Annotated in this window: 11 protein-coding genes and 1 pseudogene; 7 read left to right on the top strand and 5 right to left on the bottom strand. The window is 47.0% G+C overall.

The features are described 5' to 3' along the window. Window positions 1-150 precede the first annotated feature (150 nt). On the bottom strand, window positions 151-1,404 hold the full coding sequence (locus NST70_RS01860; RefSeq protein ID WP_061564838.1) for an ammonium transporter: 1,254 nt from the start codon (window positions 1,402-1,404) through the stop codon (window positions 151-153). A gap of 270 nt (window positions 1,405-1,674) precedes the next feature. Between NST70_RS01860 and NST70_RS01855 the strand changes: the two genes are divergently transcribed. The 3 genes from NST70_RS01855 to NST70_RS01845 all read left to right on the top strand — a co-directional run bounded on the left by NST70_RS01855 (window position 1,675) and on the right by NST70_RS01845 (window position 3,506). Then, a complete protein-coding gene (locus NST70_RS01855; protein WP_017550634.1) occupies window positions 1,675-2,832 on the top strand; it encodes an iron-containing alcohol dehydrogenase in 1,158 nt (385 codons plus the stop codon). A gap of 56 nt (window positions 2,833-2,888) precedes the next feature. After that, the gene (locus NST70_RS01850) at window positions 2,889-3,017 is read left to right on the top strand and encodes a hypothetical protein (RefSeq protein ID WP_268810711.1); all 129 of its coding nucleotides are present in this window, start codon (window positions 2,889-2,891) and stop codon (window positions 3,015-3,017) included. 195 nt (window positions 3,018-3,212) lie between these two features. Next, window positions 3,213-3,506 carry a hypothetical protein gene (locus NST70_RS01845; RefSeq protein ID WP_342475581.1) on the top strand — a complete coding sequence of 98 codons (294 nt, stop codon included), beginning with the start codon at window positions 3,213-3,215 and terminating at the stop codon, window positions 3,504-3,506. A gap of 318 nt (window positions 3,507-3,824) precedes the next feature. On the opposite strand, the gene NST70_RS01840 is transcribed toward NST70_RS01845, so the two are convergent. Further along, window positions 3,825-5,228 carry an amino acid permease gene (locus tag NST70_RS01840; protein WP_061087278.1) on the bottom strand — a complete coding sequence of 468 codons (1,404 nt, stop codon included), beginning with the start codon at window positions 5,226-5,228 and terminating at the stop codon, window positions 3,825-3,827. A gap of 488 nt (window positions 5,229-5,716) precedes the next feature. Between NST70_RS01840 and NST70_RS01835 the strand changes: the two genes are divergently transcribed. The 3 genes from NST70_RS01835 to NST70_RS01825 are packed head-to-tail and all read left to right on the top strand — an operon-like array spanning window position 5,717 to window position 8,606. Next, window positions 5,717-6,436, top strand: a complete 720-nt coding sequence (locus NST70_RS01835; RefSeq protein ID WP_017550636.1) for a (Fe-S)-binding protein — start codon at window positions 5,717-5,719, stop codon at window positions 6,434-6,436. Window positions 6,437-6,459: 23 nt separating this feature from the next. Next, window positions 6,460-7,890, top strand: coding sequence for a LutB/LldF family L-lactate oxidation iron-sulfur protein (locus tag NST70_RS01830; RefSeq protein WP_017550637.1), 1,431 nt, complete (start codon window positions 6,460-6,462; stop codon window positions 7,888-7,890). Then, on the top strand, window positions 7,887-8,606 hold the full coding sequence (locus NST70_RS01825) for a lactate utilization protein C (protein WP_014096310.1): 720 nt from the start codon (window positions 7,887-7,889) through the stop codon (window positions 8,604-8,606). The genes NST70_RS01830 and NST70_RS01825 overlap by 4 nt, the downstream gene beginning before the upstream one ends. Before the next feature lie 61 nt (window positions 8,607-8,667). On the opposite strand, the gene NST70_RS01820 is transcribed toward NST70_RS01825, so the two are convergent. After that, window positions 8,668-10,077: an amino acid permease gene (locus tag NST70_RS01820; RefSeq protein WP_014096311.1), complete on the bottom strand. Its 1,410-nt coding sequence runs from the start codon at window positions 10,075-10,077 to the stop codon at window positions 8,668-8,670. Window positions 10,078-11,138: 1,061 nt separating this feature from the next. Here NST70_RS01820 and NST70_RS01815 point away from each other — a divergent pair. Continuing rightward, complete coding sequence (locus tag NST70_RS01815; protein WP_342475579.1) at window positions 11,139-12,530, top strand: hypothetical protein; 1,392 nt, start codon at window positions 11,139-11,141, stop codon at window positions 12,528-12,530. A 608-nt stretch (window positions 12,531-13,138) separates the two neighbouring features. On the opposite strand, the pseudogene NST70_RS01810 reads toward NST70_RS01815, so the two are convergent. Both NST70_RS01810 and NST70_RS01805 read right to left on the bottom strand, forming a co-directional pair. Next, window positions 13,139-14,560, bottom strand: a pseudogene (locus tag NST70_RS01810) (IS1182 family transposase); the annotation flags it as partial. 51 nt (window positions 14,561-14,611) lie between these two features. Continuing rightward, window positions 14,612-15,847 (bottom strand): IS256 family transposase, encoded by a 1,236-nt coding sequence (locus NST70_RS01805; RefSeq protein ID WP_026684065.1) that lies wholly within the window; start codon window positions 15,845-15,847, stop codon window positions 14,612-14,614. Window positions 15,848-15,904: the final 57 nt, after the last annotated feature.

Here is a 15,904-nt window from a genome sequence, read left to right as displayed (position 1 = left end):
GGATTTATCTCCATTTTACATGATTTTTGGAAATGTTGCGGCGAAAACGGCATGATGTGCTAAACCGCGTTCCCAATCCAAGCAAAATAAAAGCCGCCGGGAATGTCCCGGCAGCCTGGAAAAAGCGGATATACCTGCTCTTTTCTTCTATTATTTTGCTGCAGCCTGTTCGTAAACCGCATCTTCGTACGGCTGGCCGTAAGCATGTTCGCCGTGCAACGTAATATCAAGACCTCTTTTTTCCGCTTCTTCATCAACACGGATCGGCATAAACAATTGGATCGCTTTGATGATAATAAAGGAGACAATACCAACGAAAATATAGGTGGACACAATGGCGACGAGCTGTTTCCAGACGAGCGACGGATCACCGTAGAACAAACCGTTCGCGCCAGCAGAATTGACCGCTTTAGAGGCGAACAGGCCGGTTGCAATGCCGCCCCATGTGCCACCGATGCCGTGAATGCCGAATGCATCCAGCGTATCATCATAGCCGAGTTTCGATTTCAAATACGTGACGCCCCAGAAGCAGACGATGCCGCCAACCAGGCCGATCAGGATCGAAGCCATTGGCGTTACAAACCCGGCTGCCGGCGTGATCGCTACAAGCCCTGCAATGCCGCCCGAGATCGCGCCTGACAATGTCGGCTTTTTATTGACAATCCATTCCACCGCGGCCCAGCCGATTAACCCGCAAGCCGCCGCAGTATTGGTATTGATGAAAGCATACATAGCAACTTCATTTAACGATAAGGCACTTCCAACGTTAAATCCGAACCACCCGAGCCAAAGGAGACTGCCGCCGATCAGGACAAGCATTAAGTTATGCCGTCCGGTCTCGGATTCTTTCCGTTTTCCGAGCACAAGCGCGAGGATGAGGGCCGCCACGCCGGAAGAAATATGAACCACATTGCCGCCTGCAAAGTCGAGTGCGCCAAGGTTGCGGATCCAGCCGCCAACGCCCCATACCCAGTGGGCAACAGGCGCATAGACGAGCACGCACCATAAGGAAATGAAAATCAAGTATGCCGAAAACCGCATCCGTCCGACAAAACCGCCTGAAATAATGGCAATGGTTAAAACCGCAAACGTCATTTGGAACATCATGAATAAGTTATGCGGAATCGTCGCACTGTAATCTGCATTCGGTTTAAACGTGACATCGTGCAGCCCCGCCCAGCTTAAATCGCCGAGAATCGCGTTGCCGCCGGTTGAAAACGCCAGCGAATAACCAACAAGAATCCATAATACCGATACAATCCCAAGCGAACCGAAGCTGTACATCGCGGTGCTTAAAACGTTTTTGCTTTTCACCATCCCCCCGTAAAACAGCGCAATCGCAGGTGTCATGACCCAAACAAGCGCCGTCGATACAAACATAAAGACCGAATCTGCAGGAACCATTTGCCTCTTCCTTTCTGATGTTAGATTTTATAACGCATCTTTGTTATATAAATTATCATATGTGATGTCAGCCATTTTTTCAATACTTTTTCGTTAATTTTTTTAAAATTTTTATATTTGTTGTCAGGTTTTCTTACATACCGGTCAGAACGCGCTTTCAAATTTTAAACGAAAAGGACTGTTTTCCTCATGCAAGCTTTTAAAATGATTGGCGCATCCTAAAATGTGGTACAATCTGTCTGTAAAACTCCAAAGAAAGAAGGGAATTGGATGAACCCGTTTACGTTTTACAACCCGACTGAACTGATTTTCGGAAAAGGGCAGCTCGAAAAGCTCGATGAAAAAATCGACCAGCTCGGAAAACGGATCTTGCTTGTATATGGCGGCGGCAGCATCAAACGTTCCGGCTTGTATGACAAATTGCAGGCAATTTTTGAGAAGAAAGGCTGCCATGTGCGCGAACTTGCGGGCGTTGAACCGAATCCGCGCCTGTCCACCGTTAAAAAAGGCATCTCCCTGATCCGCGAAAATGAACTCGACTGGATTCTTGCTGTCGGCGGCGGCAGCGTCATCGACTGTTCGAAAGCAATCGCAGGCGGTGCCCTGTATGACGGCGATGTATGGGATTTTTACGAAAGAAAGGCGAAAGTGGAAAAAGCGCTGCCGCTTGGCACTGTGCTGACGCTGGCTGCGACGGGTTCAGAGATGAATAAAGGCTCGGTGATTACGAACTGGGAAACGCAACAAAAACACGGAGCAAGCATGACTTTCCCGACGTTCTCGATTTTAGACCCGGAAAATACGTTTACCGTGCCGCGTAACCAGACTGTTTACGGCATTTCGGATACGCTCTCGCACGTATTTGAGCAATATTTTTCGCATACAAAAGAAATTCCGCTGCAAACCGGTTTTGCAGAAACGATTATGAAAACAGTGATCGAAAATGCGCGTAAAGTGCTGCAAAACCTTGAGGACTATGATGCGCGCGCAAACTTAATGCTGAGCTCCACTTTTGCGCTCAACGGCCTGCTTGCGACCGGCGTGGAAACCGACTGGGCAACGCACTCGATCGAGCACGCCGTCAGCGCTGTTTACGATATCCCGCACGGCGGCGGGCTTGCGATCATCTTCCCGAACTGGATGAAGTACGTCTATAAAGAAAATATCCCGCGTTTCAAACGGTTTGCCGTTGAGGTATGGGGCGTGGATCCTGCAGGGAAAACGGATGAGGAAATTGCACTTGCTGGCATTGATGCAGTCCGCGCTTTCTTTAACGAAATCGGCGCGCCAAGCCGGCTTGCAGATTACAATATCGGCGATGACAAGCTCGACGTCATGGCAGAAAAAGCTTTGCCATTCGGCCCGATCGGCAACTTTAAAAAACTGGGCAAGGAAGATGTGCGGGAAATTTTGAAGATGAGTTTGTAAAAAGAAAAGGATGTCCTTTATAGGGCATCCTTTTCTTTTTGATGGGAGCCTGCGAAATGAGAGGATTAAAACCCGCCTCCGCTTCCGAACCATCTGACCATAGCGGACCGTTGAAAATCGGCACAAGAATGGAGACTGCGAAACGGGGATTGAAAACCGCCTCTGTTCCAATCATCTGGCCATAGTGTAGATCCATTGGAATCCGGTACAAGAATCGAAATGGGGGTTGAACCCGTCTCCGTCCGAATCATCTCGGGCATAGTGGCAGCCCATTGGAAACTGGCACAAGAATCGAAATGGGGTTACAACCCACCTCCACTTGAATCAACTGGTCATAGTGGCGGACCGTTGGAAACCGGCACAAGAACGGAGACTGCGAAATGGGGGTTACAACCCGTCTCCGTCCGAATCATCTCGCCATAGCGGCGGACCGACCATTGGAAACTGGCACAAGAATCGAAATGGGGTTACAATCCGCCTCCACCTCTGAATCATCTCGCCATAGTGTCGATCCCTTGGAAACCGGCACAAGAACGGAGACTGCGAAACGGGGTTACAACCCGCCTCCACTTGAATCAACTGGTCATAGTGGCGGACCGTTGGAAACCGGCACAAGAACGGAGACTGCGAAATGGGGGTTACAACCCGTCTCCGTCCGAATCATCTCGCCATAGCGGCGGACCGACCATTGGAAACTGGCACAAGAATCGAAATGGGGTTACAATCCGCCTCCACCTCTGAATCATCTCGCCATAGTGTCGATCCCTTGGAAACCGGCACAAGAACGGAGACTGCGAAACGGGGTTACAACCCGCCTCCACTTGAATCAACTGGTCATAGTGGCGGACCGTTGGAAACCGGCCAAGAAAGGAACCTAAGAAATGGGGTTACAACCCGCCTCCACTTCTGAGTCATCTCGCCGTAGCTGTGGCCGGGTGACTAGCCTAAGCAAAGGAGCCCCGTCAGGAAGCAGTTTTCCCAACGGGTCGCAGTTACTCCAGCACCTCTTTATATACTTTATTTTCCCGCATCAAAACCGGGTATAAAACCAGGCCGATGACAAACAGCCCGATGCCGAGGAAGAACGTTTTTAAATCGGCAGTGCCGGTAATGATGACCCATACCGAATACACTAGCGCAATACCGGTAATGATACCGTCTGTTGTGCGAGCGCCTAGCGACGTATAAGTTTCACCGGCTGCCACCAGCTTCAACTGGTAAATAACCGATACAAGATACGGGATCAAATAAGCCAGTGTTGCCACGACAATGGCAAAATCATACGCTTCCGAAATGGTGTCCGACACAGTGGAGAATAAAAAGATTTGCGTCATGATATTCGTGACCAGCAGCGAACGGGACGGTGATCCTTTTCTGTTCGTTTTCCCGAAAAATGCCGGAAAAAGGCCGGCCTTTGCCGCTTGGTACGGCACTTCGGAGCTGACGATAATCCAGCCGACAGTTGAACCAAACAAGGAAATGAGCGCCAGTGCGGCTAATATATACTGGCCGTTTGCACCGAGCACCTGACCGAGCGCATCGACAAGCGGTTTATGTGAAACGCGCAGTTCCGCCTGGGACAAAGCGCCCATTGTCAGTAGTGTAATGCCGACATAAATCAGGATCGAGATCAACAGGCCGAGAAGTGTTGCCTTTTTCACATCTTTTTGTGATTTGGCGCGGTTTGACAGCATTACTGCCGATTCTATGCCGATAAACGCCCACAATGTGGAGATGGCGCCGCCGTTAATTTGCCCGAAGAGAGAAACAGCGTGGCCGTCCGCATCGGTAAAAGCTTTCGCATTGCCGAAGTTCGCGGCATCGAATGCAAAAACGGTAATGACGATAAACATCATAAAGCCGAGTACTTTTGTGACCGTCGCGACAAGATTCATTTTTCCGCCGCTGTTAAAGCTATGCGACAGAATCGATTGAATCCCCCAAAGCATGACTGTACACACAGCAAATGTCAAAAATTTTCCGGTCTCCATTTGGAAAGATCCGAGCGTAAACAGGATTTTCGTGCTTTGCATAATCGGGAAAAATGTCGTTAAATAACCCGCAAACGAAATAATGACGGAAGCCGTTGCCGCCCAGTTCGCTGCCCAGTAGCCCCATGCCATGCTGTAGCCGGCGACCCGGCCTGCCTGTTTCGATTTAAAAAGCGACTGTGCGTAGCTTTGCGGTCCTGCTTTCAGTTCCGGTTTCCGGATGGCCAAGTTTCCGAACACGAGCGCAATCATCAAAACACCAAAGCCGGTCAGCACCCACGCAAGTGTTGAACCGAGCGCCCCTGCCTTATTTGCGAGATTAGCCGGCAGCATGAAGACCCCGCCGCCCACCATATTGCCGACAACGAACGTGGTTAAAGTCCAAAGTCCCCATTTTTTATTCATATATGTTCACCCTCTGTGTTGGTTTGGTTTCGCTTCATTTTATGTCATTATTTTAACGCATTTCTTTATCTTGGTAAAGTGATAAATTACTAATGTGGTAAAACAATGATTTGGAATTTGATGGGAAGCCTACAAGTGCACAAACCAAAACCGGGGATGTCAGGACAAGATCAATCAGGCAATGCTGCCGGATGGAGAGAAAAGGAAATGCTAACCAATCCAGGGTAAAACCTGATCTCCAAGTTTGCGACCGTACCGAAAAAAAGCGGTAAATCAGGTGTTTTATTTGTATCTTTCCATTAAAATAAATATATAGAATGGAATTAACTTTTCGATTCCGGAATGGAAACCAATCAGAACTGCCGTTTCGTAGGGCAAAAGTTTTAAAACCTATATTTCTTTCATTGCCAAGTTTTCACTATAAGGAGTATAATAACTGTAATCCGGTCATCTGATGATTGACCTAATACTTTAAGAAGGTGAATATTGTGAGAGTGAGTTTGTTCATCACTTGCCTTGTCGACATGTTCAAAGCGGATGTCGGGAAAGCAATGGTGGAAGTGCTGGAGCGGCAGGGCTGTGAAGTTGATCTTCCAAAAGGCCAGATTTGCTGCGGGCAGCCGTCCTATAACAGCGGTTATCTGGAAGATACAAAACCTGCGATGAAACAAATGATGAAAGCGTTCGAAAACGCAGATTACGTCGTATCTCCTTCCGGCTCATGCGCATACATGTTTAAAGAATACCCGGAAATTTTTGCAGGCGACCCGGTGTGGGAACCAAAAGCAAAAGCGCTCGCTGCGAAAACATACGAATTTACACAATTTCTCGTGGATGTATTAAAAGTGGAAGACGTCGGGGCAAGCCTGCACGCAAAGGCCACCTACCATCCATCATGCCATATGACGCGCCTGCTCGGAGTAAAAGACGCGCCTATGAAACTGTTAAAACATGTGGACGGCCTTGAATTTGTGCCACTGCCTAATGCATTGTCATGCTGCGGGTTCGGCGGCACGTTCTCCGTGAAAATGAGCGAAATCTCCGAGCAAATGGTGGACGAAAAAGTGGAGCACGTCGAAGAAACCGGTGCTGACGTTTTAATCGGCGGCGACTGCGGCTGTTTAATGAATATTGGCGGCCGGATGACGCGTAAAGGCAAACCGATGAAAATTATGCATATTGCAGAAGTTTTGAACAGCAGAGATTAAAAAACGGCAAAGGGGTGAAAAAAATGGGTTTATCGATTAGTGATGAAAAATTTAAAGGCAGGGTCGAAGAAGGCATCAACGATGATTTTATGCGTGGTGCCGTCCGCAGTGCCCAGGAACGGCTGCAAACCAACCGGCTGGCGGCAGCCAATGAACTCGGAAACTGGGAAGAATGGCGTTCGCTCGGTGAAGAAATTCGCCAACACGTTTTAAACAATCTGGACTATTATCTATATCAATTAAGCGAAAATGTATCAAAACGCGGCGGCCATGTCTTCTTTGCCCAGACCGCTGAAGAAGCGAGCCAGTATATTAAGGAAGTCGTGCAGAAAAAAAACGCGAAAAAAGTGATTAAATCGAAATCGATGGTGACGGAAGAAATCGGCATGAATGAAGCCCTGATGGAAGCGGGCAGCACTGTTGTCGAGTCCGACCTCGGCGAGTACATTTTACAGGTGGCCGGCGACCATCCTTCCCATATCGTCGCGCCGGCTTTGCATAAAAACAAAGATCAAATCCGCGACGTGTTTCGCGACCGTCTCGGCTATACCGGCACGGAAAAACCGGAGGAACTGGCCGCGTTTGCACGTAAAGTTTTGCGCGAAGAATTTTTATCGGCGGAAATTGGGATTACCGGCTGTAACTTTGCCATTGCCGAAAGCGGTTCGGTCGGCCTTGTCACAAATGAAGGGAATGCCGACATGGTCACAACCCTTCCGAAAACACAGATCGCTGTGATGGGGATGGAACGGCTTGTCCCGACTTACGAAGAGTTCGAAGTTTTGGTGAGCCTGTTAACGAGGAGCGCGGTCGGTCAGCGGCTGACGAGCTATATTACAACTGTGACCGGCCCGAAAGAAGCAGGCGAAGTCGACGGGCCGGAAGAATTCCACCTCGTGATTGTCGACAACGGGCGTTCCGATATTCTCGGGACGGAATTCCAACAGGTGCTGCAGTGCATCCGCTGTGCAGCCTGCATCAATGTATGCCCGGTTTACCGGAATATCGGCGGCCATTCGTACGGCTCCATTTACCCAGGACCGATCGGCGCGGTATTAAGCCCACTTTTAGGCGGATACGACAAATACAAAGAACTCCCGTACGCCTCTTCGCTTTGCGGAGCCTGCACAGAAGCCTGCCCGGTGAAAATTCCGCTGCATGAGCTTTTGATTAAGCACCGCCAAGTGATCGCGGAAAAAGAAAAACGCTCACCGGTAGCAGAACGGCTGTTGATGAAAGCGTTCGGCGTCGGCGCTTCAAAACCTGGACTTTACGGGGCCGGGGCAAAAATGGCTTCCAAAGTCGTCCGTCCGTTTTTAAAAGACGATTTGATCCATAAAGGACCGGGGCCGATGAAACCGTGGACGGATGTGCGCGATTTCCCTGCGCCGAACAAAGAACCTTTCCGTGACTGGTTTGAAAAGCGGGAGAAAGACAGGGGGCAGAAAAAATGAACGGAGCCATCCAAAACCGGGATGCATTTTTAAATAATATTGCCGGCAGGCTCGGCCGCAAACCGGTTGTATCCGGCGTTGCCCGTCCGGATTACAAGCATAAGCCGCAATATGATGTACTGCCAAATGCAAACCAGGAGGAACTGCTGGAAGTATTGCGCCAGCAGTCGCTCAGTGTCCATGTTGATTTTTTTGAAACGGATGCAAAAACTTTGCCCGGAAAATTAAACGAAGTCGTAGAACTGTACGGCGGCGGGCCTGTCTCGCTTTGGAATGACAAGCGGTTCGGGGAATTCGGCTTAACCCCGCTGATTGAGGAAGGCTGGCCGGAAATGGGAATCGAAACCCATGTCTGGGATCCCGAAATCGGCGAAAAAAATATTGCGCTGTGCGAAAAAGCGAATGTCGGGATTACGTTCAGTGATATCACATTGGCGGAATCCGGCACAGTGGTTTTGTTCAGCAGCAAAGAACGCGGCCGGTCGGTCAGCCTGCTGCCGAAGACGTATATCGCGATTGTACCGAAAAGCACGATTGTCCCGCGCATGACGCAGGCCGCCTTACAGATCCGCGAAAAGATCAAAAACGGGGAAACCGTCCCGTCATGCATCAATTTTATTACCGGCCCAAGCAACTCTGCTGACATTGAAATGAACTTGATCGTCGGCGTGCACGGGCCAGTCAAAGCGGCTTACATTGTTGTGAACGATAAATAATAAAACGCAAAAAATTCAAAAAAATAGATGACCTGTTGAAACAGGCCATCTATTTTTGGTTTTACGCTGTTTTTTTCGCTTCTTGTTGCAGCTCACTGTGGCGGATGCTGTATCCGAAGTAGATCACCATGCCGATTGCGAACCAGACAACGAAGCGGATCAGGGTTGCCGGCTGTAGGCTTGCGATCAATATGCCGCAAGTAATTGCACCGAGAGCCGGTATAACCGGGGCAAGCGGTGTTTTAAACGGACGTTCCAGATCCGGGCGTTTATAGCGGAGCACAATGACTGCCACGCATACAATCACAAATGCAGCAAGCGTCCCAATATTGGTCATCTCAGCCACAATATTGATCGGGAGGAACCCGGCTGTGATCGCGGTGACGATTCCGACCAAAACAGTTGAAGTCGCTGGAGTTTTTCTCTTTTCACTGACTTTTGAAAAAATTTTAGGCAAAAGTCCGTCACGCGACATGGCAAACAATACACGCGTCTGCCCGTATGCCATAACAACCAATACGGAAGTAATCCCGCAAATGGCCCCAACGGAAACCAGTGCCGCACCCCAGTGAATGCCAATTTGCTGCAATGCATACGCAACGGGAGCAGAAGCAGCTTCCGGCCTGCTGAAAATGCTGAATTTGACAACGCCTGTCAAAATGGCGGAAACGATGATATACAACACGGTACAAATTAACAAGGAGAACAAAATTCCGCGCGGCACGTCTTTTTGCGGGCGGCGCGTTTCTTCTGCAGCTGTCGATACAGCATCAAAGCCGATGTAAGCAAAGAAAATAACCGCTGCGCCCGAAAGCACGCCTTTAAATCCGAACGGCATAAACGGATGCCAGTTGACCGGTTTCACATGTGCGACAGCAAGCACCACAAACAGCAGGACAACGGCTACTTTTATGGCTACGATGATGCCGTTCAGGCGAGATGTCTGCTGGACCCCTGAATACAACAGCCAGGCAACTAGAGCGATAATGAGAATGGCCGGCAGGTTGACAATGCCACCGTCCATCGGTGCAAGCGTCAGCGCTTTTGGCAGATGAACTCCGAGATTTCCAAGCAAGTTCACGGCGTATCCGGACCAGCCGATCGCAACGGTTGAAACAGCCAGGCCGTATTCCAAAATCAAATCCCAGCCGATAATCCATGCCCAAAATTCACCCAGCGCCGCATACCCGTAAGTATAAGCACTTCCGGCAACCGGCACCATTGATGCAAATTCTGCATAACACAAGGCAGCAAATCCACATGCGAGCCCCGACAGGATAAAGGAAATAACGAGTGCAGGGCCGGAATAGTTTGCTGCAGCCACACCTGTCAGCACGAATATCCCTGTGCCGATAATGGCGCCGATCCCGAGCAAAGTGAGATCGAGTGCACCAAGCGCTTTTTTCAGCCCTTGCTTGCCCTGGGTCCCTTCTACAAGGTTTGCGATTGCTTTTGTCTGAAAGATGCTCATTTCTCATCCTCCCCAAGAATTTTTGGATAATTGCATAATTCTATTATACTTTTCATTGAAAATTTATCAATATAGAAATATAACAAATTAAGAAAAAATTTGGATTGTAAGAAATTGTAACTCTTATCGTTCTTTTCCATCCTTCCCGGATATGCCTGCATCTGCTTGGCGGCTGCAGAAACTGTTTTGTTTGCTTCGTCATGGAACACGGCAGAGTAAAAATTTGCACATGAAATAGGGCTTGCTGAATAAGCAAAACCTACAGAATCGGCAAGGGATGCTGAGGATTTTGTGAAACTTTAAATGCAAAATATAGGAAAACTTTGTGATTGAAAGCTGTTTCAATGATTAGAATATGTTAAGATTGACCTTCGTTTTTCGCGCTTTCTTAACTTAGATGGGTTCTATGTTAAAGAAGACCTCCTTTTTTTGCGCTTCCTTAACGTAGACGCGTTCTATGTGAAGAAAGGCCTTCTTTTTTCCGCGCTTCCTTCACGTAGACGGGCTCTACGTTAAGAAAGACCTCCTTTTTTCCACGCCTCCTTCACGTAGACGGGCTCTATGTGAAGGAAGACCTTCGTTTTTCCACGCTTCCTTCACGTAGACGGGCTCTATGTGAAGGAAGACCTTCGTTTTTCTGCGCTTCCTTAACTTAGACGCGTTCTATGTGAAGAAAGGCTATATTTGAGACAGATCTTGTTGACAAATTGGGTACCAACTCAGAATCGGATTTGTTCAGCAAACACTAAATAAAAGGACGTACGCGAAGTTTTTTCGTGAAGGTACTGAAATGCTGACCCGGGGCCGGAACGCATATCACTTCGTTTGGCAATTTAACCCTGTTCATTTAAAAATTGGCATTTCCCCCATGCAGCGGATTTTTTACTTTGCACAGATGAGAGGCCACGAACCTTTTACTTGTGGTTCAGAGCCAAAACCGGGCCTAAAATCTTTCTTGAAACGGCCTGCGATCCTTCAACATCGTAAACCTGTTACGAAATATCCGATGGTCGCAATCCCGCTCTCGTATGGTATAATCAAACTATCAAGGAGGGGATTTTATGGCAGCCCAATTGACCATTACAGACCGCAAACATGTGGTTCACGCGGATATAGAAAGGATGGCCGTTTTTTTGCAGAGCAAATTTGTCGAGGCAACCGGTGGTGATGGCCGCCTGTGGTATGTGTTTTTTTACAAGGACCATTATTTGAACGCGATACCCGCAACCAAAATCAAACGGGGGTCCAAAGTGGCACAGGCTTTCCGTGACTGCATTGTGCTCGAGCCTCCCCATCCGCTGATTGATTTGCTTTTCCAGCCGGGTTGCTCATTTAAAACCATTCATTTTGCCCAGCTTACTGGCAAAATGGAGAAACTGTTCCCGCCACTTGAAGCCGCCTGGATTGCCACGTTTTTCGAATCGTTTGTCCCGAAACGGAAGCTCTTTGAATATATCCAATCCATCTTTTATGAATACCGCCGCAATGGCCAGCTATTGCAGTGCGCGCGCATCCTTCGCATTTTAAAAGACTTTGCGCCGAAGCAAAGCTGGGTCAAGCAAATGTCCCGCGATTTAAATCTGATTAAGTACGACAAACTCTTTCAATCCTATTCACCCGAACTGATCCGGAAAGACCCCCTTTATGCCGAAAAACTTTTATATGAGAAAATGCCGGATGCCGAAGCTTTTGCAAAACTTTGCGACCTACTACGTGCGCAAAACCGGTGGGCGGACGAAATCGCGTTAAGCCTTGAGCAAATGGAATCGTCGCCGACCGATACCGGTTACAAAGCGCTCCTTGAACGGCTGGACGCGCATTTCGAAGAGGCGGAAAAAATGGCCATTTTGGAAAATCTCTATGCCCGCATCCGGCAGTTTGAACCGCTGCAGCAAGATTTACTAAAGTTTTATATTGAGACAAAACAACTGGAAAAAATGATCCCGATGATGCTTGAGGAACAGATTCAGTTGAGTGCGAAACAGGCAGAAAAAGTGGAAAAGATGCTTGAATCATGGAGCCCGGATGATGGTGAAACAGATGTAGAAGCACTGAACCGGCTTGCCCCGCTCTTTTCCGGGCATCCGGCACAGGCAGAGAAATTCGTGGTAAAATGCATTTCCTATTTGTTACAGCACCGGGACACTTCCTATATACTGGAATGGCTGCTTCCGTTCAAGAAAGCAGCCGGGCATTTGCCGGCCATCCGCAAAGTGGAGCAAATGCACCAAATGGCGGACGATCCCGACAAGCAATCCCTGCTCGGGGAATTGTATTTTGAATTTGGGCAGTACGACAGAGCGCTTGACTGTTTCAGCTGGGAAATGGAGTTGCGGGAAAACGACCCCGCCCCGGTCAAATGGTTGTCAAAAATTTATCACGAACTCGGCATGCAAGCGGAATCGAACGCATACCGAAATTTGTATATTGATATGGAAAAAAGAAGAGCGTAAGGCGAAAGTGGGGCCAGACCCTGCTTTTTTTATGGCCGAGTACGCGGTCGCCCAAATGGCTGCGATGAAGGATATTTCTGCGGGCGGACGGATCCCCTTTTGTCTTTCATGCCTGTGATGAAGGACATTTCTGGGGGCGGGCGGGGTCCCTTTTGTCTTTCATGCCCGCGATCAAGGACATTTCCGAGGGCGGGCGGATCCCCTTTTGTCCTTCATGCGCGGGATGAAGGACATTTCCGAGGGCTGCCGTCTCTCTTTTGTCTTTCATAATCTCGATGAAGGATTTCTATTGGTGGGCGGGTTCTTTTTGTCCTTTTGAACTCTCCAAAAAGACATTTCGAACACTACCCAAGCCGCTTTTGGCCTTTTGAAACCTCCAAAAAGACATTTTGAACACCAACCAGGCCACTTTTGTCTTTTTGAAACCTCCAAAAGGACATTTCGATCGCTACCCGGGGTCCTTTTGTCTTTTTGAAGCCTCCGTGACCACTGAAAAAAGCCATTTTTTTATGTAAAATTTGCTGTGTAGTGTAAGAAATTTTCTGTAAATGGTACTCTTTACCATAGAAATTAGTAAAAATGACAAATGTTTGGCTATAATTCGCCTTTTTAGAGGATAGTATGGCGGCTATCCTCTTTAAATTTACTGCCAAGGCTGTTAGCTTGGCTTGTAAGCCCATGCTTTTTAGACCGTACCATTTGGCACGATCTAACCCGTGGAAATTCTTCATTTCGCCATTTTTCCCTTCTTGGCATGCTCTTTTTTTATACTTCTCTTTAAATCCCTCCGATTTCTGTTGTTGACTATACTCATAAAATTCTGGGGTGTTGATTCCGACCCCTAATACTTTTCCGACTGTTTTTCCGGTTATGCAAACTTCTCGCATTGGGCAATTTCTACATTGTTCTCTGTCAAAATAGTAATTATACGTTTCTTTTCCACATTTTCTTATATAGTGTTTCTTTTTGATTGTTTTGTTTCCTTGACTACAGAACCACTCGTCAGAATCTTTGTTATAACTGAATCTTTCTTCGTCTATGCGATATGCAGCTTCACTTACAGGGATGTATGCCTTTGCTTTAAGTTCAGAGATTTTGTCTAAGATTGGCTTTTTAAAATAGGCTTTATCACCATATACTTCTGGTATTTTTATTCTCGTTTTCTTGGTTAACTCTAATAATTCATCAAACTTCGTTCCATCCACATAAGCTCCATTACCAGTATGAACAGCTGTAATCATTCGATCTTCTGTTGTCATCATAAATTCCGTTTTATAACCAAAGAAAGGATCATTTTTGCTTTTATACCCTATTCTCGCTTCTTGGTCGACAATCGATCGTACCCCTTTTTGCTCCATAAACTTCGGGTCTGCTAAAATTTCTTTCGCATTATTAACGAGTGCTTTTGTTTCAGGTGCTTTCTCCAGTTCAACTAGTTCTTCTACCTTTGATACCGTTTCTTCAAGATAGGACTTCATTGTTTTTCTAGCTTCATCATGGTTTTCTATTTCTTTATAATCAGGGATTTCTTGGTTGATTTCACTTGGTATTTCTCCGTTTTCTTCTTTAACGGTTTTAAAGATTTTTTTCGCTAATTGTTTCATGACTCGTTCCGGTCTATATTTTTTGGTGTTGGCTTCTGTATGAGTGGAATCAATCGTTATACCAGAAACCTTTTGTAAAATTCCTTTTTCAATGCATTGGTTTATGATTTCAATAATAATTTCATCTATAGTGAGATTGCCTTCTAATCTACTTTTACGAAATTTTGCCAAAAGACTTGGGTGAGGGAGGTCGTCTTCCGGATTGATTCCTAAAAAATACATATATGCAAGGTTTAATGAGCAATTTTCTATAACTTTCTCATCAGATAAGTCATAGAGTTTTTGTAACACCAAGATTTTAACCATAAGTTCGGGCTCTTTTGCTGGCCTTCCATATTCTTTACAGTAAGTTTTTTCAAGCATTTTATTGATAAAACTAAAATCCACTTCATCTCTTAATAATTTAAGTGTATGATTTTCAGGAATTTGGTCAAGTCTTTTTTTGTGTGTAAATTCCTCTCAGTCGGGATAGAGTAATTAACCCGAATAAATGTCTGTCGCTTTGTTGGATTGGTCAGACGATTTCGGTTGTTTGGCTTTCCATTCAAAATAGTCTTCCATCTTCAAATAGCGGCGTCCTTCTGCCCATTTTTCATCCTTTTCCATGAGAACAGAACCCATTAGCCGGATTACGGAATCCCGGTTAGGAAAAATACGGATAACCTGTTCCCGACGGCGAAATTCTTCATTGAGTCGTTCCATGCCGTTTGTCGTTCTCAGGCGACGACGATACGGCTCCGGAAGTGAGAGTGCTGCAGTGACATCGTCAAAGGCTTCCTCTACCATTTCAGTCACTTTAGGCGCTTTATCCTGATAAGTATTCAGAAAGGACTGAAGTAGTGTGTGTGCTGTTTCAATGTCTGGAGCGTGGAGAATGGCTTTCACTTGTTCAGTTCCTTCGCTCTCTAAATGTTTTGGAAGCCGATCGTGTACGTTACGCAGAAAATGAGCTTGACATCTTTGCCACGTTGCTCCCTGAAACGCTTTTTGAACAGCGCTGACTAAACCGCCATGATCATCGCTAACGATTACATCTACGCCCTTTAGTCCACGAGATTTTAGCCAATCAAAATAATTCTTCCAAGCCTCTGTGCTTTCACTGTCATCGACTTTTAGGCCAAGAATCGATCGATAGCCTTTCTCGTTGACACCATAGCTAATCAATACACCCCGGGAACGGACACGGCCATTTTCACGCACCTTTGTATAAATTGCATCCACAAACAGAAACGGATAGCTGCCCTCTAGGGGACGGTTATTCCAGCCCGTAACCACGGGATCCAGCTGCCCACAAAGATTCGACACGGTCGACTTCGAGAAGTCTGAACCACAGAGCTCTTCGGTGATTTGACTGACACGGCGCGTAGAAACACCATTAATCACCATTTCCATCAAAGACAGGACCAGTGCTTGTTCACTACGCTGATAACGCTGAAAGAGATCAGTTGAAAAATGACCGTTGCGCAGCCTGGGAACGTACAAAGAGAGCTTTCCCACGCGGGTTTTTAGTTGGCGGGGGTAGGAGCCGTTTCGGTAATCAATTCTAGCTTCATTACGTTCATATTTTTCGGCTTTCAGCTGTTCGCTGGCCTGTGCCTCCAGAACTTGATTCAAAATCGCCTCCAAAAGGGCATTTATACCCGATTCTTTTGAATCGCCAAGAAATAATTGATGCAAAAGTTGTTCATCTAGAGTAATCTGTAATTGAGCCATCCCTGAATCTCTCCTTTAGAAATTTAGTTTTTTGGTTAACTCTATTCTAACTGAGAT

It is taken from the genome of Weizmannia sp. FSL K6-0777, from assembly GCF_038593185.1.
GTDB lineage: Bacteria > Bacillota > Bacilli > Bacillales > Bacillaceae_C > Weizmannia > Weizmannia faecalis.
Note: the sequence above shows the minus strand (reverse complement) of the source record. Positions and strands in the feature narration are given on the sequence as shown.